Source organism: Streptomyces sp. NPDC058812 (genome assembly GCF_042744565.1).
Classification (GTDB): Bacteria; Actinomycetota; Actinomycetes; order Streptomycetales; family Streptomycetaceae; genus Streptomyces; species Streptomyces thinghirensis.
Genome location: NZ_JBHYOB010000010.1, coordinates 160958 through 184722 on the forward strand (window position 1 = coordinate 160958; position 23765 = coordinate 184722).

The 23765-nt window shown below is 73.6% G+C and carries 16 protein-coding genes; 12 read left to right on the forward strand and 4 right to left on the reverse strand.

The features are described from left to right. Positions 1 to 97: 97 nt before the first annotated feature. Genes ACFW48_RS22235 through fxsT form a run of 3 tightly spaced genes read left to right on the forward strand, consistent with a single transcriptional unit; the run spans position 98 to position 7440 of the window. Positions 98 to 1648 carry a hypothetical protein gene (locus ACFW48_RS22235; RefSeq protein WP_386317101.1) on the forward strand — a complete coding sequence of 517 codons (1551 nt, stop codon included), beginning with the start codon at positions 98 to 100 and terminating at the stop codon, positions 1646 to 1648. Next, on the forward strand, positions 1645 to 2769 hold the full coding sequence (locus ACFW48_RS22240; protein ID WP_386317104.1) for a MoxR family ATPase: 1125 nt from the start codon (positions 1645 to 1647) through the stop codon (positions 2767 to 2769). Before ACFW48_RS22235 ends, ACFW48_RS22240 begins: the two co-directional genes overlap by 4 nt. Beyond that, on the forward strand, positions 2770 to 7440 hold the full coding sequence (gene fxsT / locus ACFW48_RS22245) for an FxSxx-COOH system tetratricopeptide repeat protein (protein ID WP_386317106.1): 4671 nt from the start codon (positions 2770 to 2772) through the stop codon (positions 7438 to 7440). It abuts the gene before it with no gap. Positions 7441 to 7570: 130 nt separating this feature from the next. Here the strand turns inward: fxsT and ACFW48_RS22250 are convergent, their stop codons facing one another. Continuing rightward, entirely contained in the window at positions 7571 to 8890 is a 1320-nt protein-coding gene (locus ACFW48_RS22250; RefSeq protein ID WP_386317107.1) for a cation:proton antiporter, read from the reverse strand. 180 nt (positions 8891 to 9070) lie between these two features. Here ACFW48_RS22250 and ACFW48_RS22255 point away from each other — a divergent pair, with 180 nt between their 5' ends. From ACFW48_RS22255 to ACFW48_RS22285, 7 genes are all read left to right on the forward strand, one after another. Next, positions 9071 to 10234 carry a hypothetical protein gene (locus ACFW48_RS22255; RefSeq protein ID WP_386317110.1) on the forward strand — a complete coding sequence of 388 codons (1164 nt, stop codon included), beginning with the start codon at positions 9071 to 9073 and terminating at the stop codon, positions 10232 to 10234. After that, positions 10231 to 11364 carry a caspase family protein gene (locus ACFW48_RS22260; protein ID WP_386317113.1) on the forward strand — a complete coding sequence of 378 codons (1134 nt, stop codon included), beginning with the start codon at positions 10231 to 10233 and terminating at the stop codon, positions 11362 to 11364. Before ACFW48_RS22255 ends, ACFW48_RS22260 begins: the two co-directional genes overlap by 4 nt. A 99-nt stretch (positions 11365 to 11463) precedes the next feature. Then, positions 11464 to 11703, forward strand: coding sequence for a hypothetical protein (locus tag ACFW48_RS22265; protein WP_386317115.1), 240 nt, complete (start codon positions 11464 to 11466; stop codon positions 11701 to 11703). A 107-nt stretch (positions 11704 to 11810) separates the two neighbouring features. Continuing rightward, complete coding sequence (locus tag ACFW48_RS22270; protein ID WP_386317118.1) at positions 11811 to 14075, forward strand: aKG-HExxH-type peptide beta-hydroxylase; 2265 nt, start codon at positions 11811 to 11813, stop codon at positions 14073 to 14075. A 64-nt stretch (positions 14076 to 14139) separates the two neighbouring features. Continuing rightward, positions 14140 to 15363, forward strand: a complete 1224-nt coding sequence (locus ACFW48_RS22275; RefSeq protein WP_386317120.1) for an arginine deiminase — start codon at positions 14140 to 14142, stop codon at positions 15361 to 15363. A gap of 106 nt (positions 15364 to 15469) precedes the next feature. Next, positions 15470 to 16477, forward strand: a complete 1008-nt coding sequence (argF, locus tag ACFW48_RS22280; RefSeq protein WP_386317123.1) for an ornithine carbamoyltransferase — start codon at positions 15470 to 15472, stop codon at positions 16475 to 16477. 135 nt (positions 16478 to 16612) lie between these two features. Further along, positions 16613 to 18058 (forward strand): amino acid permease, encoded by a 1446-nt coding sequence (locus tag ACFW48_RS22285; RefSeq protein WP_386317124.1) that lies wholly within the window; start codon positions 16613 to 16615, stop codon positions 18056 to 18058. On the opposite strand, the gene ACFW48_RS22290 is transcribed toward ACFW48_RS22285, so the two are convergent. Continuing rightward, positions 18015 to 18500 (reverse strand): ATP-binding protein, encoded by a 486-nt coding sequence (locus tag ACFW48_RS22290; protein WP_386317126.1) that lies wholly within the window; start codon positions 18498 to 18500, stop codon positions 18015 to 18017. The genes ACFW48_RS22285 and ACFW48_RS22290 overlap by 44 nt on opposite strands. A gap of 206 nt (positions 18501 to 18706) precedes the next feature. On the opposite strand from ACFW48_RS22290, the gene ACFW48_RS22295 reads away from it, so the two are divergent. Further along, positions 18707 to 19534, forward strand: coding sequence for an enoyl-CoA hydratase family protein (locus tag ACFW48_RS22295; RefSeq protein WP_386317128.1), 828 nt, complete (start codon positions 18707 to 18709; stop codon positions 19532 to 19534). A 3-nt stretch (positions 19535 to 19537) separates the two neighbouring features. Next, positions 19538 to 21943: a bifunctional salicylyl-CoA 5-hydroxylase/oxidoreductase gene (locus tag ACFW48_RS22300; RefSeq protein WP_386317131.1), complete on the forward strand. Its 2406-nt coding sequence runs from the start codon at positions 19538 to 19540 to the stop codon at positions 21941 to 21943. On the opposite strand, the gene ACFW48_RS22305 is transcribed toward ACFW48_RS22300, so the two are convergent. Both ACFW48_RS22305 and ACFW48_RS22310 read right to left on the reverse strand, forming a co-directional pair. Continuing rightward, complete coding sequence (locus ACFW48_RS22305) at positions 21931 to 22821, reverse strand: sulfotransferase family protein (RefSeq protein ID WP_386317134.1); 891 nt, start codon at positions 22819 to 22821, stop codon at positions 21931 to 21933. The two genes, ACFW48_RS22300 and ACFW48_RS22305, sit on opposite strands and share 13 nt — an antisense overlap. Positions 22822 to 22904: 83 nt before the next feature. Then, complete coding sequence (locus tag ACFW48_RS22310; RefSeq protein WP_386317137.1) at positions 22905 to 23750, reverse strand: PaaX family transcriptional regulator C-terminal domain-containing protein; 846 nt, start codon at positions 23748 to 23750, stop codon at positions 22905 to 22907. Positions 23751 to 23765 lie beyond the last annotated feature (15 nt).

Here is a 23765-nt window from a genome sequence, read left to right on the forward strand (position 1 = left end):
GTGTCCCCGCACCCCACACGTCCCTGGTTAACCGTCAGTTCCCGTGCTAACTTCGCAGGTCGGTCAGGCAGACGTACCGACTCATGGGGGACAGTCGGTGGAGACAGGCGCGGGATTCGGCGGAGCCGAGGGCGATTCCGGGCATGCGCGAGGGCTGGCACTGCTGCTGGAGCTGACCGAGGCGCTGTGCGGTCTCAGCTGCACGGAGGACCCGCAGGGGCGGGGCCAGTTCGCCGCGGTGCTCGGGGACCAGCTGGGCCGCCCCGTCGACCTGCGCGGTGTCAAACAGCGCGAGGACGTGGTCACCCTGGTCCGCACCGCCCTGAACGTGGAGGGCGGGGAGCACGTACTCGTCGCGGTGGTGCGCATCCTCGAAGGGCCCCTCGCCGGCGACGAACTGGACCGGCTCATCACCCCCGACCCGCCCGCCGCGCCCGAGGCACCGCCGGGCCCGCTCGGCCGGGACGACGAGACCGGCGCGCGCGCCGTCCTCGCCAGGGGCGACCTCCCCGCCGGCCGGCTGCGTGACGACCTCGCCGAGGAACTCAACGGCCTCGACCTGCCCACCGGGCTCTTACCCGACCAGCTCTTCCTCCACGTCCTCGCGTGGAACGCCCAGCCGGACGGGCTGCCGCCCGCCGTCCTCCTCCTCGACCGGGCGGCCCCCCTCGCCGCCACGCGCGGCCACCGCGCCGCCCTGACCGACTGGGCCGACGACTGGGCGAAACGGGCCGGCCTCGCCACGGAGCTGAAACGGCGCCGGGAGGCCCGCACCCACGTCGTGCGGGACCCCGACATCCCCCGCTGCCTGATCGTCGCCGTCGAGCCCGCCCGGGACGGCTCCGACGACGTCGTCGTACGCCCCTGGCTCAACACCGTGCCGGGCCACTGGGATCCGCAGCCCGGCGCACCGGCCGTGACCACCCTGGACGCGCTGGGCCCGGCCGTCGACGACGCGCTGCGGCAGGGCGCCCGGCTGTGGGCCGGGCCGGGGGAGCCGGCCTCCTCCGGTGGACACAGGCAGCCGTCGGCGTACGTGGAGTTCGTCCTTCCGTACGACCTCCTCAACCACGATGTGGCGAGTTTGACGTACCGGATCGGCGACGGGCGACCGATGCCGCTCGGGCTGAAGTACGGGGTGCACCTACGGAGTCTGGAGCGGATGCGCACCGACGACGCGCTGGTGCGACACCAGTGGCAGGAGCGCTGGCACGCGCTGCGGCAGCACGGGGTCGGCGTGCACGCCTGGAGCGAGCCGGACGGGCGGCGGCTCGACGCGTGGCAGGCGACACTCGCGGGGGACACCAGGCACACGGCCGTGGTGCTGGACGCCCCGGCCCGTGTCTCCGCCATGGAGGCACTCAAGGCCGCCATAGCGGAAGGCATCGGGCTGGCGGTGTGGGACCGCAGAGGAGCCTTCCCCGAGGAGCGGCGCGAGGTGGTGACGGCCGTGTTCGCCGCTGTCCCGACACCCGGTCAGATCCCGCTCGCCATCCACCGGTTGCGTCAGAACGCCGAACTGAACCAGCAGGGCCCCGGCCGGCTCCTGGGGCGCCACATCGGATTCTTCTGGGACGATCCCACTCGAATCGTCGACATGCACACAAGCGACCCCGGCGATCTCGCCGGCGAGGAGGCACCGGCATGAACGCGCAGGAACAGACGTCCCCGAACGGCTGGCGCGTGTTCCACGGCACCGGCCGGCCGCCGGTCGTCCCGCCCCCGCTGCCCCAGGCGCCGCCCTGGCGCCGGTTCCTCGGCGCACCGTCCCAGCCCGCCCCGCCGGACGAGCCGGAGGCCGCGGTGCGCCGGCTGGGTCCCGGCGACGTCACCCCGCAGCTCGGCCCCGACGAGATCGACACCGTCAACGCCGCACTGCTGCTGCGCCGGCCGCTGCTGATCACCGGACCGCCCGGAATCGGCAAGTCCACGCTCGCCTACGTGATCTCCCGGGAACTGGGCCTCGGCAGGGTCCTGGAGTGGAGCATCGTCAGCCGGACCACGCTGCGGGACGGGCTGTACGTCCACGACGCCATGGGCCGCGCACAGGCCATCGCCGCCTGGCAGGCCGGACTGCGCGGCACCGCGGCCCCGGAACCGGACGTGCCCGAACCGGCGACGGCCCACGAGGACGGCGTGGCGCCGGTACCGGGCGACGCCAAGCCGGCGGTCGTATCAACACACAGTCAACTCCCGCCCGTTCTCGGAGACTTCATCACCCTCGGCGCCCTGGGCACCGCCCTGCTGCCCTACGATCGACCCCGGGTACTCCTTGTCGACGAACTCGACAAGAGTGACATCGACCTGCCGAACGACCTGCTGCACGTCCTGGAGAACGGAAGTTATGACGTCCCGGAACTGGTGCGCGACGCCGTGGACACCGCACGCGTCCACACCAGCGACCCCGCCGGCCGGGCGCTGGTGCGGGGCGGGCGCGTCGAGTGCCGGGAGTTCCCGGTCGTGGTGATCACCAGCAACGGAGAACGCGAGTTCCCCGCCGCCTTCCGCCGGCGCTGCCTGCCGCTGGAACTGCGTACCCCCAGCCGCGAGCAGCTCCTCGCCCTGGTGGAAGGCCACCTGGGCGTCCGGCCAGAGGGCACCGAGCGCCTGGTGGACGAGTTCGTGGGGCGGATCCGGTCCGGCGGCACCCACTCCCTGGACCAGCTACTCAATGCTGTCCAGATGACTACCGCGGGTGGTTTCCAGGCGCACGGTGACGGGCGTAAGCTCGTGGAAATGCTGCTCCGCGACCTCGCGAAGGGCCGCTGAATGACCGGCTTTCCCAGGGAGCGCGCATCCGGACCGGGCGACGGTGATCCCGTATCAGGGACGTCGCCTCCGTCGGCGTTTCCCGAGTCCGTCGAAGGCGCGAGTGGGCACGGAGCGGCGGTCACCGCTGCCCCGGCCCAAGAAGCGACCGTCCGCGACCAGCCGCCGTCGGACGGGCCGGAGCCGTCCGACGCGCACTGGCGGGAGGTCGCCGAAGCGGTCTGGCTCGCCGCGTACTGGAACCGCCACGGCGGCCCGGGCAGCGACCACCCGGTACCGGCGCAGGGCCCCGCCCCCGCGCACCCGCGGCCCACCCACCCGACCGGGACGGAGAGGGAGACCGGGGCCGAGACCGGGGCCGAGACCGGGGCCGAGACCGGGGCCGAGAGCGAGGCCGAGGACGTACGGCCGTGGGAAGCGTCGTCGGCCGACGACGGCACACCCGCCGCCGATCCCGCACCGGACCCGCGGCCGACCGTCCCCGACACCGGCTCCCACGCCGCGCCCGCACCACCGCACGACCCCGCGGACCGGCCCACGCCCACCGGCCCGCCGGACGGCACGCCCGCCGAACCGGCCATCCGCCGACGGTTGTTACCCGACGCCGAGGGCACCTTCGCACTGCACGTCGGGCGGCCGCTGCTGCCCACCGAGGAGCGCCCGCAGCCCGGCCCCGGCCGCACCACCGCGCTGCTCGCCCGAGCCCTGCACCAACTGGCCCGGCGCATCCCCTCCCGCCACACCCTGGAGCTCGACGAGGAGGCCACCGCCGAGCAGGGCCTGTCCGACGGCCTCTGGCTGCCCTTCCTGCGGCCCGCCCGGGCAACCGCGTTCGACCTCGTCCTGCTCGTCGACGACGCACCGACCATGCGGATCTGGCAGGAGACCTGTGCCCGCCTCACCGAGGCCGCCGAGCACAGCGGCGCCTTCCGCGGTGTCCGGGCCGTCCGGGTGCACGTGCCGCGCACCGGCACCGCCACCCTGCGCCGGCCCGCCGACCGCGCCGCGGCCGACCCCGCCGAACTCCTGGACGGCCGCGGCGGCCGGGTCTTCCTCGTCGTCACCGACGGGCTCGCCCACGGCTGGGCGGCCACGGCCGCCGACGACCTGCTCGGCCGGCTGGGCCACGCCGGCCCCACGGCCCTCGTCCACCTGCTGCCGCCGCACCTGCGTCACCGCACCTCCCTCTACCCGTACCAGGCGGTCCTGGAGGCCGGCGGGTTCGGCGCCCCCAACGACGGCCTCGGACACTGGGCGCCGCCCGGCGGCCCCGACCCGCTGCGCCCGCTGCCCGAGGCCGGCGACGGCTCCGTACCGGTGCCCGTGCTGTCCCTCAAGCCCGGCTCCCTCGGCACCTGGGCCGACCTCGTCACCGGTGAGCGGGGCGTGCGCCGGTCCCTGCCCGTCGTCCTCGCCGGTGCCCTCGCCAAGGGCGCGCCCGCGCCCGGACTGCGCGCCCCGCGCCTGCCGCGCGCCGCCACCGCCGCCGTACGCCGCTTCTTCACCCTCGCCACCCCCGCCGCCCGCCGGCTCGCCACCCAACTGGCGGCCATCCCCTTCGAGTTCGACCTCGTGGAGCAGATGCGGCGGCGCACCATGCCGGAGACCGGCCCCGACCACCTCGCCGAGATCCTCATGGGCGGGCTGATCGACTGGAACAGCGGCGGCGAAGGCCGCCCCGAGTTCGCCGACGGGGTCCGCGAGGCACTGCTCGCCACCACGACCCGCAGCCAACTGGCGCGCACGGTCAGCATGGTGGGCGAGCTGCCGGCCGCCGGACCGCGGGGCGTCGCCCTGCGCGCCGCCCTGCACGACCCGGCCGGAGCAGCCCTGCCCGACCCGGCCGAAGGCGCCTGGGTACGCAGCGAACTGGCCGTGATGCGCGCCCTCTCGGGGCCCTACTCCGAACGGGCCAGGCGCATCGAACCCCAACTCTCCGGGCGCGTGCCGCCCGGTGCGGCCGAACGGGTGGGTGCCGGTTTGCCCGCGGGTACACCCACTGAGGTGAACCCTGCGGGCGGCGGGGGATCATCCGGCGGCCGAGCAGGCAGTGATCCAGCGTCGAGCAACCCCGACGAACCTGGAGACCACGTGCCGCCCCTGGTAACCGACGCGACCCCACCCGAAGCCCCGGAGGCTGAGCAGCTCATGCAGAGCACCACGACCGCGACGCCCGCCCTACTGGTGAACGTTCCCCTGCGGAACACCTCGTTCGTCGGCCGGCAGGGGCTGCTGAGGGCCGTGGAGGAGCAACTGAGTGCCCAGGACACGGCCGCGGTGCTGCCGCACGCGCTGCACGGCCTGGGCGGCGTCGGCAAGTCCCAGCTCGCCCTGGAGTACATCTACACCCACCAGCACGAGTACAAGGTGATCTGCTGGATCCCCGCCGAGCGGGAGAGCCTCATCCTGGCCGCGCTGGGCACCCTCGCCGCCCAGCTGGGCGTCGCGCCCTCCAGCCAGGACCGCCTGGGCGCCCCCGCCGCCAACACCGCCGTGCCCGCCGTGCTGGAGGCGCTGCGCAACGGCGCGCCGTACAACGACTGGCTGCTCGTCTTCGACAACGCCGAGGACGTCGAGGCGGTACGCCAGTACTTCCCCACCAACGGGCCGGGCAAGGTCATCGTCACCTCCCGGAACCGGGCCTGGGAGCGAGTGGCCACCCCCCTGCCCGTGAACGTCTTCGAGCGGTCCGAGTCCATCGAACTGCTCCAGCGGCGCTCGCCCGACCTGAGCACCGAGGACGCCGACCGGCTCGCCGACGCCCTCGGCGACCTGCCGCTCGCCGTCGAGCAGGCCGGTGCCTGGCGCGCGGTCACCGGCATGCTCGTCGACGAGTACCTCGACCTGCTCGCCCAGCGCAGCCCCGAGATCCTGGAACTCGACCCGACGCCCGACTACCCGGTCTCCGTCGCCGCCGCGTGGGACCTCTCGCTGGAGCGCATCCAGCGGAACAACCCGGGCGCCCGGCAGCTCCTCGACATCTGCGCCAGCATGGCCCCCGAGCCCATTCCGCGCTCGATCCTGCGGGGCAGCCGGGGCGTGAGCATCACGCCCGAGGTCGACCCGCTGCTGCGTCAGTCGATCCGGCTGAACCGCGCGGTGCGCGACCTGAGCCAGTTCTCCCTGATCAGGGTCGACCCGCGCGCCGACACCCTGCAGATGCACCGCCTGCTGCAGACCGTGCTCCTGGCCAAGCTGGGCGAGAGCGAACGCGAGCGGATGCGCGGCGCCGCGCACCAGCTGCTGTCGGCGGCCAAGCCGGGCGCCTACGGCTCGTCCCTGGAATGGCCCGACTACCAGGCGCTGCTGCCCCACGTACTGGCCTCGCGGTCCGTGACCAGCTCCGACACCTGGGTGCGGGACCTGGTCGCCGACACCATCTGGTTCCTCTACTACTGGGGCGACCACCAGGGCGCCGCGGACTACGCGCGAGAGGCCTGGAGCCGCTGGCTCGCGGCCTCCGGCGAGGAGGACATCCACGTCATCCGCATGACGAAGAGCTTCTCGTTCCTGCTGCGGCAGACCGGGCAGGTGGCCGAGTCGATCCCACTGATCGAGAAGGCGCTGGAGACGTCCCGCCGGCTGGAGGTGGAACCCGAGGAACTGATCGACTCCCTGTGCGAGATGGCCGACGCCCGCCGCTACCAGGGCCGGATGGAGGAGGCGCGGAGCGTGAGCCGGGAGGCCACCGAGCTGGCCCGGTCCCTGTTCGGCTCCGACGACCCCGCCACCCTGCGTGCGACGCACTCGTGGGGCGTCGACCTCAGACTGGTCGGTGAGTTCCGCGAGGCCCTGCCGCTGGACCAGGAGAACGCCCGGCTGCGCGACCTGCTCTTCGGCCCGGCGAGCTTCTTCACCCTGAACACGCTCAACGGCCTGGCCATCGACATGCGCGAGAGCGGTGACTACCCGGGCGCCCGCGACTTCCAGGAGGACGTGTACCGCCGGGCGCGCACCGCGTTCGGCGACGAGCACCCGCTCACCCTGCGCATCGCCCGCAATCTCGCGGTGTGCCGGCGCCGCGACGGCGCGCTCGCCGAGGCGGCCAAGCTCACCGAGGAGACGCTGCGGCGCTTCGTCAACCGCTATGACAGCGACCACTCGGACTCGTTGGCGACGGCGACCAACCTCTCGGTCGACCGGCGCCTGGCCGGAGACCTCGAAAGCTCCCGGCAACTGGCCGAGGACACCGTGCGGCGTTACGAGCAGCGGCTCGGTGCGGATCACCTGTACACCCTGTTGACCCGGGCCAACCTGGCGGCCACACTGCGGACGCTCGGGGCGCTGGACAGCGCGCAGGAGGAGGAGGACGAGGCGGCGCGCCGCCTGGCCGAGACGGTGGGGGAGCGGCACGTGACCACGCTGACCACCGCCATCGGACAGGCCAACACGGCCTACGCCCGGCTGGACTTCGACCGGGCCCGCGAGATCGACGAGGCCAACCTGCCGCTGCTCGCGGAGGTCGCCGGCGAAAGCCACCCGCTCACCCTGTCCTGCACCGCCAACCTCTCCCTCGACCTGCGCGGCCTGGGCCGCGGTGCGGAGGCGGACGAGCTGCAGCGCAGGGCCGTCGAGGGCTTCACCGGCGCCGTCCGCGCCGACCACCCCTGGCTCGCCGCGGCACGCCAGCGCCGCCGCATCGAGTGCGACATGGCCCCGATGCCGCTGTAGCCGCGGGCGGCCGGGCGGGGCGCGGGGCGCCTTGCCCGGCGGGGGGCCTGCCGGAGTCGCGGCACCGCGTCGGCGCGGACGGGCATGCCGGCCCGCCCCCGCGCCTGCGGCACGGTCCGCCGGACAGGCCTCAGCCCACGTCCGCCGGTGCCGTCGTCGTCCCGTCCTGGGAGGGCGGGGGTGCGAAGGGGGCGGAGGAGGGCCGTGACGCCCGGTCCCGTTCGGCCAGGCGACGGGTGAGGAGCAGGAGCGGCTGGGTGAACAGGGTCGTGGCGAGGGCCATGAACACGAGCACCGTGTAGAGCGGGGCGCTCAATAGGCCCGCCTGAAGGCCCGCGTTGAGGGCGATCAGCTCGGTGAGGCCGCGCGCGCTGAGCAGTACGCCGACGGTCCGCGCGTCGTGCCGGTCCAGACCGCCGAGCCGGGCCGCGAGGGTCCCGCTGCCGATCTTCGTCGCGACGGCGAGCACGGTCACCACCAGCAGGACGGTCCAGCCCGTGGCGTCCATGCCGTTCAGCGCCACGGACTGACCCGAGACCACGAAGAAGAACGGCAGCAGCAGCGAGCTGACGTCGTGCAGCGGCCGCAGCAGGTCCGGGTCGAGCGTGCCGCCCTCCTCGCGCGGGACCACCACCCCGGCGAGCAGCGCACCGAAGATCACGTGCAGCCCGAGGGAGTGCGTGACCCACGCCGACCCGAGGGCGAAGCCGATGAGCAGCGCCAGCCGCAGCGAGGGCTCCATCCGCGTCCGCCACAGCAGCCGGCGCAGCACCGGCCGGGCCGCGACCGCCATCACGGTGACGAAGCCGACGGCGAGCGCGACCCGCCACGGCCAGTCCAGCGCCGTCCCGGAGCCGCCGCTGTCCATCAGCGCCACGGCCAGCACGGTCCAGCAGACCGCGTCCAGCACCCCGGCCGCGGAGACCGCCACCACACCGGGCACGGACCGGGACAACCCGTTCTCCCGCACGATGGCCGTCAGCACGGGCACCGCCGTTATCGTCAGGGCGACCCCGGCGAACACCACCATCGCGGGGGACAGGTCCCGCGGCATGCCCAGGCCGTGCAACTGCTCCCGGAACAGCAGCGCGCCCCCGCAGCCCGCGGCCATCGGCACCACGAACGAGGCCAGCGCCACGGTCAGCGAGGTGCGGGCACGGTCACCGAGGATCTTCAGATCCAGTTCGTAGCCCACCGCGAACAGGAACACCACCAGCGCGAACTGTGCGAAGCCGGTCAGCGCCGGGCCGATCTCCTCCGGGAACAGCGACGCGTACGCGTCCGGCGCCAGCGCTCCGAGCAGGGAGGGGCCGAGGGCGATGCCCGCCGACAACTGGCCCACGATGTAGGGCTGTTTCAGCCGACGGGCCAGCCAGCCGGCCGCGTGGGCGACGACCAGGACGAGAGCCGAGGCACCCACGAAGTGCGTGATCATCGCGTCAGGACTCATGGTGTCTCCCCCGTTGGTCCGGTGGTCATCCGGTGGCAGGCCTGTTCGAACGGTCCCCTGTCCGGCGGCTCCGTGTTCGGATCGTTCGCCGCGGTACAGCCTCAACCTCCATAGAATAGTAATAATTTGACGGTGCATCGAAAGTCGTACACGAACTTTCACCAGGGTCACGGGGGGCACATGACGGCGGTCGTCTTCATCCACGGCACAGGGGTTCGCGAACCGGGCTTCTCTGCGCTCGCGGGGCGCTTCTCCGCCGGAGTGACGGCCCTGCGCGGCGGACTGCGCGTCGTGCCGTACTACTGGGGCGGCGAGCACGGGGCCACGCTCGCCGCCGGCGGAGCGAGCCTGCCGCCGGCCTCCGGTACCAGCCGGGGCCCCGCCGCACCGGACGCCGACGGTGACGACACGGCAGTCTGGGCCGCCCTCTACGCCGACCCGTACGCCGAACTCGCCCTCGCCGCCGCCGGATCCGCCCCGGCGGCCGAACTGCCACCGGGCTCCCTGCCACCGGACCAGCGGATCCGGGCACGGCTGGCCGCGCTCGCCGCCGAGGGCGACGTACCGGCGGCCGACCTGGGACCCGGACTGGCCCGCGCAGCCACCGACCTGGCCGCCCACCCGCTGCTCGGCGCCGCGGCCGCCGGCCTCGCCCCGGACGACCTGCCCGACCTCGTCGCCCGCAGCCTGACCGCACAGGTCGTCGCCGGCGTCCTCGACTCCGACGTGCCCCTGGTGCCGGTCGGCGCGACCCGGGACGCCGTCACCGACCGGCTCGCCGGCGCCCTCGGCGCACCGGCTCCGGGCACGGCACGGGGCGTGCGCTCGCTGGCACTGAGGGTCGCGGGCTCGGCCGCCTCCCGTGCCGTCGTACGCCGTCGCCGCGCGCTCACCGAAGCCGCCCACCCGGCCGCCGCGGACGTCCTGCGCTACCTCAGCCGCGGCGAGGCGGTCCGCGCCGGACTGCGCGCCCTGCTGGCCGGGCTGGAGCCACCCGTCGCGATCGTCGCCCACAGCCTCGGCGGCATCATCGCCCTGGACACCCTGATCCTCACTCCGCTGCCCCAGGTCCGGCTGCTGGCCACCGCCGGTTCCCAGGGGCCGTTCCTGTACGAGTCCGGGTCCTTGCCCTCCCTCGAACACCCCGCGCCCCTGCCGGCCCACTTCCCCGACTGGCTGAACCTGTACGACCCCCGCGACCTGCTCGGCTACCTGGGCGGCGACCTGTTCCCGGGCCGCGTCACCGACATCGCCGTCGACAGCCGCCAGCCGTTCCCGGCCGCACACAGCGCCTACTGGACCAACCCCGCGGTCTACCGGCACATCGTGGACCGGCTCCCGTGACCGGCCGGCCCCCCGCCCCGGGCGTGGACCCGGCGCGCGTGCACGCCCTCGTCGTCGGAGTCGAGGCCTACGACGCCGGCACCGGCTGGGACCTGCCCGGGCCCGCCCGGGACGCCGTCCGCTTCCACCGCGTGCTGCGCGCCGCCGGCGTGCCGGAGGCCAACATCCGGCTGCACCTGGCCCCGTTGCCGCCGTACGTCCCCGAAGTGCCGTACGCGCCCGCCGACCACGCCACGCTGCGCCGGGTGCTCGTCCGTGAACTCCCCGCCGCCCGGGGCGATGTGCTCTGGGTGTGGTGGGGCGGCCACGGCGTCCTCGACCGGTCCGGGCACCTGCGGCTGTTCTGCGCGGACGCCACCACGGACGACAAGCTCGGCATCGACCTGGACTCCGCGCTCGAACGGTACGCCGGGGACGCCGTGCCCGGGTTCGCCGACCAACTGTGGATCGTGGACGCCTGCGAGACCTTCGAGGAGGCGCTAGCATTCCGGGAGCCGCTGCCGCCGGACGCGCTGCCCGTCGGGCGGCGCAGCACGGCACACCGGCAGACCCTGCTCCGGGCCGCCGGACGGGGCCGGGCCGCCGCCAACGACCCGGTGCGTGCCACGGGCCTGTTCTCCGACGTCCTGCTCGCCCTGCTGGCCGACCGGACGGCCGTACTGCCGGCCCCGCCCGATGCGGAGGAACTGTTTCCGGCCGTACGAGCACGTATCGCTGCCCACAGGGACGCGGGTCGTACTCTGCAGTATCCCGAGATCCGGCTGCAGAGCCCCGAACGCACCGAGATCCTCGCCCCGGCCGCGCCGAACGCCCGGGAACGGCAGGTCTCCCCGCTGCTGCGGGCCGTGGACGCGCTCCTCGCCTATCCGCTGATGAGCGACCCGACCGAGCGGCAGACGGTGGTCGCCACGCTGGACCCAGGTGTCACGGGGACACTGTCCCGTCACACCAAGGCGCGCACGGACGCGACGGGGATTCTCAACGGGCTCGCCCGGCACCGTCCGCAGGCGTTGTGGGAACTGTTCGACGCCGTGGTGTCCATCGACGACGACCCGGAGCGCGGTGGTGAGCTTGAGGCGGCGTTACGGGAGCTGGTGAACTCCGCAGGGCGCTCGCGCCGCCGCGGATGATCGGGTGGCGTGATCGTACGGTTTTCGACCTGGGTCGAAATGGCCATGATGGAAAGGACACGGGGCATCGAGTGCCACCGTGCGAGAAGGGGGAGCATCTTGGACCAGCCGCCCGCTCTGCGCCATGCCGAAGCCGCCGCCCGAGAACGGCCGGTCGCCCTCGGGCGTGCCGATGTCTGGGAGTCGGATCTGGCGGACGTCGCGGCGCTGCCCCTGACCGCCGTGGACGGTCTCGCGCCGCTCCGCCCCACCGCCCGCCTTCTCGAAGAGGTCCTGCGCGCACGCGGCAGCATCAGAGGCGGCGGCGAGGGCGGCGGGGGCGGCGCCCGGGCCGAATAGCCGCCGCCCGTACCCGACGACAGAGCCGCCCCGACGACGGAGCCCCGTCGAGGCCGCGCGCCCGCCGGGGCACCCGCATGCCCGCCCCCGACCGGAGGTCCCCGCCCATGACCAGCGAGCCGCGCCCCGCCCCGTTCCGCGTGCCGGACCGGCTCTTTTCGGAACTGGCCGCCGGAGGCGGTTCCGCGGAGGCCGTCGCCTTCCTGGAACGGGGCGAGCGGGCGCGGCGGCTGCTCCTGCTGCGGACGCTGCTGGACCGGCTCGCGGAGCTGCCCACGCCCCTCACGCCGGTCGCCGACGCCTGGAACACGTTCAAGGAGGCCGCCGAGCGGGCGCCCGAGGCGGTCGACCGGCTGCTGCTCGCGCCGACGACCGGCGGCTGGATCGCCCACATGCTGCGCCGGGTGCACGGCACCGCCACCGGGCCGCCGCTGTGGGCGGAGGCGGGCCGGCTGAACGTCCTGGCGATCACCGCGGCCCTGCACGCCGGTACGGACACGTCCCTCACGGTCCCGCTGGCCGACGGCGGTCTCCAACTGCCGGAACTGGGCCTGCTCCGCCTCCCGGTCACGCCACCGGGACCGACCGTCGCACGGGCGACGACGAGAGCGGGCGAACTGACCCTCTCCGCCCCTCCGGGACACGACGGCTCCCATCCCACCGTGACGTGCCACCCGACGACGGCACCGGCGAACGGGGAAGGGGCAGGGGGGCGTTGGGTGGGGGGACTCCGGCGGGAGGGGCCCTGGCCGGAGGGATCCGGGCGGGAGGGGCCCTGGCCGGAGGGATCCGGGCTGGAGGGGTCCCGGCCGGGGGTACCCCGTCCGGCTGGGACCCTTCCGGACGGCACCCCGCCCGACCCGGCAGCGGCGCTGGCCTCTGTAGGCGCAGCCGCTTCCGGAGCGGTACCCGCCTCGGGACCGCCCACTTCTGCAGCGGCGCCCGCTTCCGGAGCGGCACCTTCCTCCGTAGGCGCGCCCGCCTCGGGTGCGGCGCCTGGGTCCGCGTCGGTCTCGGGTGCGGCGCCCGCGGCCGCGCCCGCCTCGGAAGTGGCGCCTGCGTCTGCTTCGGGTGCGGCGCCTGCGTCGGCGTCGGTCTCGGGTGCGGCGCCCGCGGCCGTGCCCGCCTCGGAAGTGGCGCCTGCGTCTGCTTCGGGTGCGGCGCATGCGTCCGCTTCGGGTGCGGCGCCCGCGTCCGCGCCCGCATCAGGAGCGGCACCCACGGTCGCACCCGCCTCCGTAGAGGTCCCCGCCCCCACGGCCGCACCCCCCTCCATAGCGGCTCCCGCCCCCTGGCTCCCCTTGCGCACGCTCACCCACACCACCCCCGCCGGCCCCGTCGCCATACCCCTCGACGACCTCGACCCCTACCGCGACCTCGACGACCCGGTCCCGCCCGCCCGGCTCGACGCCGACGAGGCGGCGGAGTGGCAGCGGGTCTTCGACGGCGCCGTCGCGATACTCGCCGGGGCGGGCAACGGCCAGGGCCCGGGGCGGCTCGACCCGGCACTGATACGTGCCGTCGTGCCCTGCGGCCGTACCGCCCTCACCCCACCCGCTCCACCGGAGGTGGCCGTCTCCGCCTCCAGCGGCGACTCGTTCGGCGCCATGCTGATATCCCGCCCCGGATCCGCGCTCGCCCTCGCCGAGACCCTGGTCCACGAGTTCCAGCACAGCAAGCTCGCCGCACTCCTCCACCTCTTCCCCCTCCTCGACGACGACCGCGAGGAGCGCTTCTACGCCCCCTGGCGCGCCGACCCGCGCCACCTCACCGGGCTGCTGCACGGCGCGTACGCCTTCACCGGCGTCACCGGCTTCTGGCGGGACCGGCTGGCCGAGCCGGAGCACGCGGAGACAGCCGCCTATCACTTCGCGCTGCGCCGGCTGCAGAGCCGGCTGGTCGTGCGGACCCTGCTGACCAGTGCCCGGCTCACCGCGCCGGGACGCCGGCTCGTCGAGGGCCTGGCGCGGACCCTGGACGGCTGGCTGCGCGTACCCGTCGACCCGGCCGCCCTGTCCCGGGCCCGTACGGCCGCCGCCCTGCACCGCACCCAGTGGCGGCTGCGCAACGTAGCCACGCCGGCCGACCCGGACGGCATCCTCCGGTTCCGCCCGGACCGCGGCTTCTGGCCCGACCCCCGTACCCACGCCTTCGCCACCCGCCCCGCCGCTCCCCGTACCCCCGACGAGCACCTCGCCGCCGGTGACCCGGCCACCGCGCTGGACGGCTACGCCGAGGACCTCGCCCGTGACCCGGCCGACCCCCGGGCGCTGTCCGGCTGGATAGTCGCCCGCGCGACCCTGGACCCGGGCCACGCCACCCGCCGCCCGCTCGCCCGCCCGGAACTGCTCCAGCCGCGGCCCGGCGGCTGAACCCGGGCGCACGGGTCTGCCCAAGCAGGGGGTGAACAGGCGCCCGAATGGTCAGGATGGAGGCATGGGATTCCAAGTCGACTCCGAAGCCGGGCGGCTCACCCGCGTCATCCTGCACCGGCCGGATCTCGAGCTCAAAAGGCTCACCCCCAGCAACAAGGACGCCCTTCTCTTCGACGACGTGCTGTGGGTGCGCCGGGCGCGCGCCGAGCACGACGGGTTCGCCGACGTGCTCCGCGACCGCGGAGTCGCCGTGCACCTCTTCGGCGACCTGCTCACCGAGACCCTCGACGTCCCGGAGGCCCGGCGGCTCGTCCTGGACCGGGTCTTCGACGAGAAGGAGTACGGAGTGCTGGCCACGGACCATCTCCGGGCCGCCTTCGAGTCCCTGCCCGCCGGTGAACTCGCCGAGGCACTGGTCGGCGGCATGACCAAGCGGGAGTTCCTCGACGCGCACCCGGAGCCGACCTCCGTGCGCTTCCACGCCATGGAGCTGGACGACTTCCTGCTCGGGCCGCTGCCCAACCACCTCTTCACCCGGGACACCTCGGCCTGGATCTACGACGGCGTCTCCATCAACGCCATGCGCTGGCCCGCCCGGCAGCGCGAGACGGTCCACTTCGAGGCGATCTACCGGCACCATCCGCTGTTCCGCGACGAGACGTTCCACCTCTGGTCCGAGGGGCAGGCCGACTACCCCTCCACCATCGAGGGCGGCGACGTCCTCGTCATCGGCAACGGCGCCGTACTCATCGGCATGAGCGAGCGCACCACGCCCCAGGCCGTCGAGATGCTCGCGTACAAACTGTTCTCGGCGGGCTCCGCACGCACGATCGTGGCCCTCGACATGCCCAAGCGGCGGGCCGTCATGCATCTGGACACCGTGATGACCATGGTGGACGGCGCCACCTTCACGCAGTACGCCGGGCTCGGCATGCTCCGCTCGTACACCATCGAGCCGGGCGCGGGGGAGAAGGACCTGAAGGTCACCGACCATCCGCCGGAGCACATGCACCGCGCGATCGCCGCGGCCCTCGGCCGGGGCGAGATCCGGGTCCTGACCGCGACCCAGGACGTCCACGCCGCCGAACGCGAGCAGTGGGACGACGGCTGCAACGTGCTGGCCGTCGAGCCGGGCGTCGTCGTCGCCTACGAGCGGAACTCCACCACCAACACCCACCTGCGCAAGCAGGGCATCGAGGTGATCGAGATCCCGGGCAGCGAGCTGGGGCGGGGCCGGGGCGGGCCGCGCTGCATGAGCTGCCCGGTGGAGCGGGGGCCCGTATAGAGGGTTGCAGGGTAGTGGGCTGCACAGTGGTGAGCTGTATAGAAATTCGTAAGTTCGTATAGACTTCCAAGAGTCAGTCCCCGTCCCCGCATCTCTGGAGCGCCCCATGGCGACAGTCCCGACCGCCCTCGCCGGCCGCCACTTCCTCAAGGAGACCGACTTCACCGCGGACGAGTTCCGCGGTCTGGTCGACCTGGCCGCGGAGCTGAAGGCCGCCAAGAAGGCCGGGGCCGAGACACGGTACCTGCGGGGGAGGAACATCGCGCTGATCTTCGAGAAGACCTCGACGCGCACGCGCTGCGCGTTCGAGGTCGCCGCCGCCGACCAGGGCGCCTCGACGACGTACCTCGACCCCGTCGGCTCGCAGATCGGCCACAAGGAGTCCGTGAAGGACACCGCACGCGTGCTGGGGCGCATGTTCGACGGCATCGAGTACCGGGGCGACAGCCAGCAGAAGGTCGAGGAGCTGGCGGCCTTCGCCGGCGTCCCCGTCTACAACGGCCTGACCGACGACTGGCACCCCACCCAGATGCTCGCCGACGTGCTGACCATGACCGAGCACAGCGACAAGCCGCTGCACGAGATCACCTTCGCCTACCTCGGCGACGCCCGCCTCAACATGGGCAACTCCTACCTGGTCACCGGCGCCCTGCTCGGCATGGACGTGCGCGTCGTCGCCCCGAAGCCCTACTGGCCCGCCCAGGAGGTCGTCGACCGGGCGAGGGCGCTCGCCGAGTCGAGCGGGGCGCGCATCACCCTCACCGAGACCGTGGACGAGGGCGTGCGCGGCGCCGACTTCGTCGTCACCGACGTCTGGGTCTCCATGGGCGAGCCCAAGGACGTCTGGGCCGAGCGGATCAAGTCCCTCGCCCCGTACGCGGTGACCATGGACGTGCTGCGCGCCACCGGAAACCCGGACGTCAAGTTCCTGCACTGCCTGCCCTCCTTCCACGACCTGGGCACCAAGGTCGGCCAGGAGATCTTCGAGGCCCACGGTCTCGACTCCCTGGAGGTCACGGACGAGGTCTTCGAGTCCGCGCACTCGGTCGTCTTCGACGAGGCGGAGAACCGGCTGCACACCATCAAGGCGGTCCTGGTCGCCACGCTGGCCTGACCGGACGGCCGGCCGGGACCGATGCGTCCGCCGAGCCCGTTATTCTGACCGGCGGCCCCGGAGCCACCCCTTCCGGTGCCGCCGGCCGCGACCACCGTCGCGCCCCCGCACCACCAGAAACGAGCACCACCCGCAATGCCCGCTTCCCGCGTCAAGTCCCCCCACCTCCTCGTCGCCGAATCCGGCGCCGACCGCGAAGGCCACGGCCTGAAGCGCACGATGGGGCTGTTCCAGCTCGTCTGCTTCGGCGTCGGAGCGATCGTCGGCACCGGCATCTTCGTCGGCCTGTCCGACTCGGTCGCCGAGGCCGGCCCGGCCGTCGTCGTCTCCTTCGTGCTGGCCGCGATCACCTGCGTCTTCACCGCGTTCGCCTTCGCCGAGCTGGGCGGCGCGATCCCGGTCTCCGGCTCCTCGTACTCCTTCGCCTACGCCGGACTCGGCGAGCGGACCGCCTTCCTGGTCGGCTGGTGCCTGCTCCTGGAGTACGGCGTGTCCGTCTCCGCGGTCGCGGTCGGCTGGAGCCAGTACGTCAACGAACTGCTCGACAGCGTCCTCGGCATCCAGCTGCCGCACGCGCTCTCCGCGGGCCCCGGCGACGGTGGCGCGGTGAACCTGCCCGCGGTGATCGTCATCGCCCTGGCCTGCGTGCTGCTGGTGCGCGGCGTGCGGGAGAGCGCCCGCGCCACGGCCGCGATGGCCGTCCTCAAGCTGGCCGTCCTGGTCGCCTTCTGCGCCATCGGCTTCCACGCCTTCAAGGACGGCAACCTCAGCCCGTTCTCCCCGGCCGGCCTCGGCGGCATCGGCGCCGGCACCACGGCCGCCTTCTTCTCGTACATCGGCTTCGACGCGATCACCACGGCCGGTGAGGAGGCCAAGAACCCGCGCCGGGACATCCCCATCGCGATCCTGGTCTGCATCGGTCTGGTCACCCTGCTCTACTGCGCGGTCGCCGTCGCCGCGATCGGCGCCGTCGGCGGCGACGCGGTCGGCGACCGGCCCGCCGCCCTCTCGTACGTCGTGAACGAGGTCACCGGCTCCACCGTCGGCGGCGGCGTGGTCGCCTTCGGCGCGGTCGTCGCCATCGCCTCGGTGGTGCTCGCCGTGATGTACGGCCAGACCCGCATCCTGATGTCCATGTCCCGCGACGGTCTGATCCCGCGCGTCTTCGAGAAGGTCTCGCCGCGCACCGCCACGCCCGTCGCCGGCACGCTCATCGTCGGCGTGGTCTTCGCCCTCCCGGCGGCCTTCGCCCCACTGGACGCGGTGGTCAACCTGTGCACCATCGGCACCCTCGCCACCATGGCCGCCGTCAACGTCTCGGTGATCGCGCTGCGCCGCCGCGAGCCGGGCCTCGCCCGTACCTTCCGCGTGCCGCTCTACCCGGTGACGCCGCTGCTCGGGGTCGCCTTCTGCCTGTACCTGATCTACGAGACGGGTGCGGCGACCTGGCTCCAGTTCGCGGTGTTCCTCGCGGTGGGCCTGCTGGTGTACACCGCCTACGGGCGCCGGCACTCCCGCCTCGCCCGGACCGGGGAGGTCACTCCGAAGGACGACGCTGAGCGGGTACCGCAGGAAGCCTGAACCAGACGGCCTTGCCGGACCCGGTGGGCCGGTGGCCGCAGGACGAGCTGAGGGCGCGGATCAACAGCAGACCGCGCCCGTGCTCCTGCCAGGGGTCGGGCGGCTCCACACCGGGGCGGGTGAGGTCACCGGGCGGTACCGGGTCCGGATCGTGCACCTCGACCTGGCAGCCGGTCGGCATCAGCTCCACGACCAGCTCGATCGGCGACCCGCCGGCGGTGTGCTCGACGGCGTTGGCGACCAGTTCCGCCGTGAGCAGCTCCGCGGTGTCGCCGTCGGCCGTGTGCTCCAGCTCGGCCAGCGCCGTACGGACCAGGGCACGCGCGACCGGCACGGCCGCGGCGGAGTGCGGCAGTGCGATGCGCCAGGAGGCGGGGGCGTGGGAGCGATCGTGCACGGCTAGTCCGTTCCGGAGCAGGCTGTCGTCCTGTCCTGCCTTCAACCTTACGAATGGTACGGCGCCGCCCGGCAGAGCCGTTCGACGGGCACCTCGCGGGACCTTCGGCCCCGGTACGGGGCGGCCCCATGACTTTCGGCGGACCGGGCTATCGCGCGCTCGTGACGACAGTCACGGATAAGTGATAGCTTCGAGACGTATCGAGACGTAGCGCTCAGTGAGGCCGCACCCGCCCTAGGAGGCCGCCCGTCATGAGTCCCTTCACCGGCTCCGCCGCCCCCACCCCCGACTGGCGGCACCTGCGCGTCGATCTCACCGACGGCGTCGCCACCGTCACCCTCGCCCGGCCCGACAAGCTCAACGCGCTGACCTTCGAGGCCTACGCCGACCTGCGGGACCTGCTCGCCGAGCTGTCCCGGGAGCGGTCCGTGCGGGCGCTGGTGCTGGCCGGGGAGGGACGCGGCTTCTGCTCCGGCGGCGACGTCGACGAGATCATCGGCGCGACCCTGTCCATGGACTCCGCCCAGCTGCTGGACTTCAACCGGATGACGGGCCAGGTGGTGCGGGCCGTACGGGAATGCCCGTTCCCGGTGATCGCCGCCCTGCACGGCGTCGCGGCAGGTGCGGGCGCGGTCCTCGCCCTGGCCGCCGACTTCCGGGTCGCCGACCCGTCCGCCCGCTTCGCCTTCCTCTTCACCCGCGTCGGCCTGTCCGGCGGCGACATGGGCGCCGCCTACCTGCTGCCCCGCGTCGTCGGCCTCGGCCACGCCACCCGGCTGCTGATGCTCGGCGAACCGGTGCGGGCGCCCGAGGCCGAGCGGATCGGCCTGATCAGCGAGCTGACCGACGAGGGCCACGCCGACGAGGCCGCCCAGTCACTCGCCCGCCGCCTGGCCGACGGCCCGGCCCTGGCGTACGCCCAGACCAAGGCGCTCCTCACCGCGGAACTGGACATGCCGCTCGCGGCGTCGGTGGAACTGGACGCCTCCACCCAGGCCCTGCTGATGACCGGCGAGGACTACGCGGAGTTCCACGCGGCCTTCACGGAGAAGCGCCCGCCGAAGTGGCGGGGGAGGTAGGGCATGTCTTCGACTCAGGGGAGCATGCCAACTCCAGGGGCGCGGGGCAGCGTCGATATGCGGCTCCGCCGCGGGGCGCGAGCAACCACAACGACGCCGCACCCGCCCGCGACGACAAGCCACCCCCTACGCGCCGCGATCGTCGGCGGCGGCCCCGGCGGCCTCTACACCGCCGCCCTCCTCAAACGCCTCGACCCCGACCGCCAGGTCACCGTCTGGGAACGCAACGCCACCGACGACACCTTCGGCTTCGGCGTAGTCCTCTCCGACGAGACCCTGGGCGGCATCGAACACGCCGACCCGGCGGTCTACGCGGCCCTGCGGGCCGACTTCGTCCGCTGGGACGACATCCACATCGTCCACCGAGGCACCCGCCACACCTCCGGAGGACACGGCTTCGCCGCCCTCGGCCGCCGTCGCCTCCTGGAGATCCTGCACGAGCGCTGCCACGCCCTCGGCGTCGAGCTGCGCTTCGGCACCGAGGCCCCGGACCCGGCCCGGCTCGCGGAGGCGTACGACCTCGTCGTCGCGGCCGACGGGGTGCACAGCACCACCCGCGAGGCCCATCGCGAGGTGTTCCGGCCCACCCTCACCGGCCACCGCTGCCGCTACATCTGGCTGGCCGCCGACTTCGCCTTCGACGCCTTCCGCTTCGAGATCGCCGAGACCGAGCACGGCGTGATGCAGCTGCACGGCTACCCGTACGCGGCCGACGCGTCGACCGTCATCGTGGAGATGCGCGAGGAGGTCTGGCGGGCGGCCGGATTCGACGAACTGGACGAAACCGAGTCCACCGCCCGCTGCGCCAAGATCTTCGCCGACGCCCTCGGCGGCCGGCCGCTGAGGTCCAACAAGTCGGCCTGGACCACCTTCCGCACGGTGGTCAACGAACGCTGGTCGCACGGCAACACCGTCCTGGTCGGCGACGCCGCCCACACCGCCCACTTCTCCATCGGCTCCGGCACCAAGCTCGCCGTGGAGGACGCCCTCGCGCTCGCCGCCTGCCTGGAGGAACAGCCGTCGCTGCCCGCGGCACTCGCCGCCTACGAGGCGGAGCGGCGCCCCGTCGTCGCCTCCACGCAGCGGGCGGCCCGGGCCAGCCTGGAGTGGTTCGAGGACCTGTCCCGGTACCTCGGCCAGCCGCCCCGCCAGTTCGCCTTCAACCTGCTCACCCGGAGCCGCCGCGTCACCCACGAGAACCTGCGGCTGCGCGACGCACGCTTCACCGGCTCCGTCGAGCGCGAGTTCGGCTGCCCGCCCGGCACACCCCCGATGTTCACCCCGTTCCGGCTGCGCGGCCTGACCCTGCGCAACCGCGTCGTCGTCTCCCCGATGGACATGTACTCGGCCACCGACGGCGTGCCCGGCGACTTCCACCTGGTCCACCTGGGGGCCAGGGCCCTCGGGGGCGCCGGGCTGGTCATGACCGAGATGGTGTGCGTCAGCGAGGAGGGCCGGATCACCCCCGGCTGTGCGGGCCTGTACACCGGTCGGCAGGCCGAGGCGTGGCGACGGATCACGGACTTCGTGCACGCGCAGGCGCCCGGCACCGCGATCGGCGTGCAGCTCGGGCACAGCGGACGCAAGGGTTCGACCCGGCTGATGTGGGAGGGCATGGACGAACCGCTCCCCGACGGCAACTGGCCCCTGGTCGCCGCCTCCCCGCTGCCGTACAAGCCCGGCGGCCAGATCCCGCGCGAGCTGTCCCGGGCGCAGCTGACGGACATCCGGGAGCAGTTCACGGCCGCCGCGACGCGGGCCGCCCGGGCCGGTTTCGACCTGCTCGAACTGCACTGCGCCCACGGCTATCTGCTCTCCGGCTTCCTCTCCCCGCTCACCAACCACCGCACCGACGCCTACGGCGGCTCACCGGAGAAGCGGCTCCGCTTCCCGCTGGAGGTCTTCGACGCCGTACGCGGGGTCTGGCCGCAGGAGCGGCCGATGACGGTCCGTGTCTCCGCCACCGACTGGGCCGAGGGCGGCACCAGCGCCGAGGAGGCCGTGGCGATCGCCCGCGCCTTCGCGGCGCACGGCGCCGACGCCGTCGACGTGTCCACGGGACAGGTGGTGGCCGAGGAGCGGCCGGAGTTCGGGCGGTCGTACCAGACGCCGTACGCGGACCGCATCCGGCACGAGGCGGGCGTCCCGGTGATCGCGGTCGGCGCGATCTCGTCCTGGGACGACGTCAACTCGCTGATTCTGGCCGGCCGCACCGACCTGTGCGCCCTCGCCCGCCCCCACCTCTACGATCCGCACTGGACCCTGCACGCGGCGGCCGAGCAGGGCTACGAGGGGCCGGGCGTCGCGTGGCCGGCCCCGTACCGGGCGGGCAGCCGCCGTCCGGTGACCGGACGCACCGACGTCCCCAAGCCCAGGCTCACGCTGCACGGCCCGCGTCAGGACGTGTAGCCCCAGGCCGCGCACATCGCGCGCAACCGCTCGGGGACCTCGTCCTCGTTCGGCAGCGCGCGCCCCGGCTGCGCGGTGCCGGTGCGGATGTTGTCGCGCCAGTCGCCGAGTCCGCGGACCAGCTCGCGGCCGGTCCTCTTGCCGTAGTCCAGCATCGCCGGCGTGTAGTCCACGCCGAGGAACTCGCACAGGCGGCGCATCTCGCGCTCGGGGTCGTCGGTGATGTCCTCGTAGCGCACGGTGAAGCCGTCGGCGTCCGCCGCGCGGGCCTCCTCGACGGCCGTCATGTAGCGCAGCACGTCGGTGACGGCGGTGTCGAGCGGCCGCTTGACGGGGTCGGTCTCGTGCCAGGAACGGGCGATCGACTCGGGGTGGCGCAGCAGGAAGACGAAGCGCGCGTCGGGCCAGCAGTCCTTGAGGCGCTGGTACATGTACGCGTTGGCCGGGGTCTTCTCCACGATGAAGTCCTTGCCCGCCTTGACCAGTTCTCGGTGCATGAGGCGGTCCCACAGCAGGTGCTCCAGGTCACCGCGCTCCAGACCGAGGGCGCCCGTCGCGCGCTCGGAGAACCAGTTGGTGCAGGTGACCTCCAGCCGGCCGATGTGCAGCTCGTGCGGGGCGTGCAGCCGCGGGTGGGCGCCCAGCATCATGCGCAGCAGGGTGGAGCCGGAGCGGATGGACGAGATGATGAAGACGGGCCGCCGCAGCAGCCGGTCGGTCGCCAGTTCCTCGGCCGACGGACACCGGTACGTGGCCGCCGGCCGCTTCGCGGGGGCCGGCGGGGCGGACTTCTTCCCCTTCGCCGTCCGGGGGGCTCTCCGCACCTGGAGGCCGGTGGTGGCGGTGAGGGCCCGGTTCAAGTTGCGCGCGAGACTCATGCGTCCGCACGGTAGGTGAGAAATCTGAGAAGAGGGTCTGAGAAGGCTGAGGGTTCCCTGATCGCGGAGAAGTGTGACGCGAGTCACTCGCCAGGGTTCATGGGCGCCCTGGGCGCCGCGTAGACCGCGCCCGCGTCGCGCAGCCGCTCGTGCAGGGCCCGGAAGACGGCCGCCGAGCGCCTGCCCGGCCAGTCCTCGGGCAGCAGCCGGTCGGGCAGCCCCGGGTCGGCGTAGGGCAGGTGGCGCCAGGAGTCCAGGGCGAGGAGGTAGTCGCGGTAGGCCGCCTCGGGCGGAGTGTCGGCCCGGCGCTCCCAGTCGTGCAGCACGCGCGCGTGACGGTCGAGGAACGCCTCGTGCTCCTTGGCGATCGCGGCCAGGTCCCACCAGCGTGCCGCCGCCTCGGCGGTCGGCGTGAAGCCCAGGTGCTCACCCCGGAAGAAGTCCACGTAGGAGTCCAGGCCCAGGCGGCCCAGCGCGTGCCGGGTCTCCTCGTACAGACGGGCCGGGGCGATCCACACGCCGGGGGCCGCGGTGCCGAAACCGAGGCCGGCCAGACGGGAGCGCAGCACGTGCCGCTTCTGCCGCTCCGACTCGGGCACGGAGAAGACGGCGAGCACCCAGCCCTCGTCCTCGTAGGGTGCCGTGGCGTAGATGCGCCGGTCGCCGTCCTCCAGCAACTGCCGTGCCTCGGTGGAGATCTCGTAACCGGCCGCGCCCTCGGCCGTACGAGCGGGCAGGAGCAGCCCGCGCCGCTTCAGCCGGGACACCGACGAGCGCACGGAGGGGGCGTCCACCCCGACCGCGGCCAGCAGCCGGATCAGCTCGGCGACGGGCACCGGGCCCGGCGCGAAACGGCCGTACGCGCCGTAGAGCGTGACGATCAGGGATCTCGGGGCGTGCTGCGCGTGCTGGTCGGACACGTTGATCATCTTATGTCCTCGGTA

Coding starts and splice junctions, on each gene's coding strand:
- ACFW48_RS22240 (WP_386317104.1), top strand. CDS start 1,645: ATGAACGCGCAGGAACAGACGTCCCCGAACGGCTGGCGCGTGTTCCAC.
- fxsT (WP_386317106.1), top strand. CDS start 2,770: ATGACCGGCTTTCCCAGGGAGCGCGCATCCGGACCGGGCGACGGTGAT.
- ACFW48_RS22250 (WP_386317107.1), bottom strand. CDS start 8,890: ATGAGTCCTGACGCGATGATCACGCACTTCGTGGGTGCCTCGGCTCTC.
- ACFW48_RS22255 (WP_386317110.1), top strand. CDS start 9,071: ATGACGGCGGTCGTCTTCATCCACGGCACAGGGGTTCGCGAACCGGGC.
- ACFW48_RS22270 (WP_386317118.1), top strand. CDS start 11,811: ATGACCAGCGAGCCGCGCCCCGCCCCGTTCCGCGTGCCGGACCGGCTC.
- ACFW48_RS22275 (WP_386317120.1), top strand. CDS start 14,140: ATGGGATTCCAAGTCGACTCCGAAGCCGGGCGGCTCACCCGCGTCATC.
- argF (WP_386317123.1), top strand. CDS start 15,470: ATGGCGACAGTCCCGACCGCCCTCGCCGGCCGCCACTTCCTCAAGGAG.
- ACFW48_RS22285 (WP_386317124.1), top strand. CDS start 16,613: ATGCCCGCTTCCCGCGTCAAGTCCCCCCACCTCCTCGTCGCCGAATCC.
- ACFW48_RS22295 (WP_386317128.1), top strand. CDS start 18,707: ATGAGTCCCTTCACCGGCTCCGCCGCCCCCACCCCCGACTGGCGGCAC.
- ACFW48_RS22300 (WP_386317131.1), top strand. CDS start 19,538: ATGTCTTCGACTCAGGGGAGCATGCCAACTCCAGGGGCGCGGGGCAGC.
- ACFW48_RS22305 (WP_386317134.1), bottom strand. CDS start 22,821: ATGAGTCTCGCGCGCAACTTGAACCGGGCCCTCACCGCCACCACCGGC.
- ACFW48_RS22310 (WP_386317137.1), bottom strand. CDS start 23,750: ATGATCAACGTGTCCGACCAGCACGCGCAGCACGCCCCGAGATCCCTG.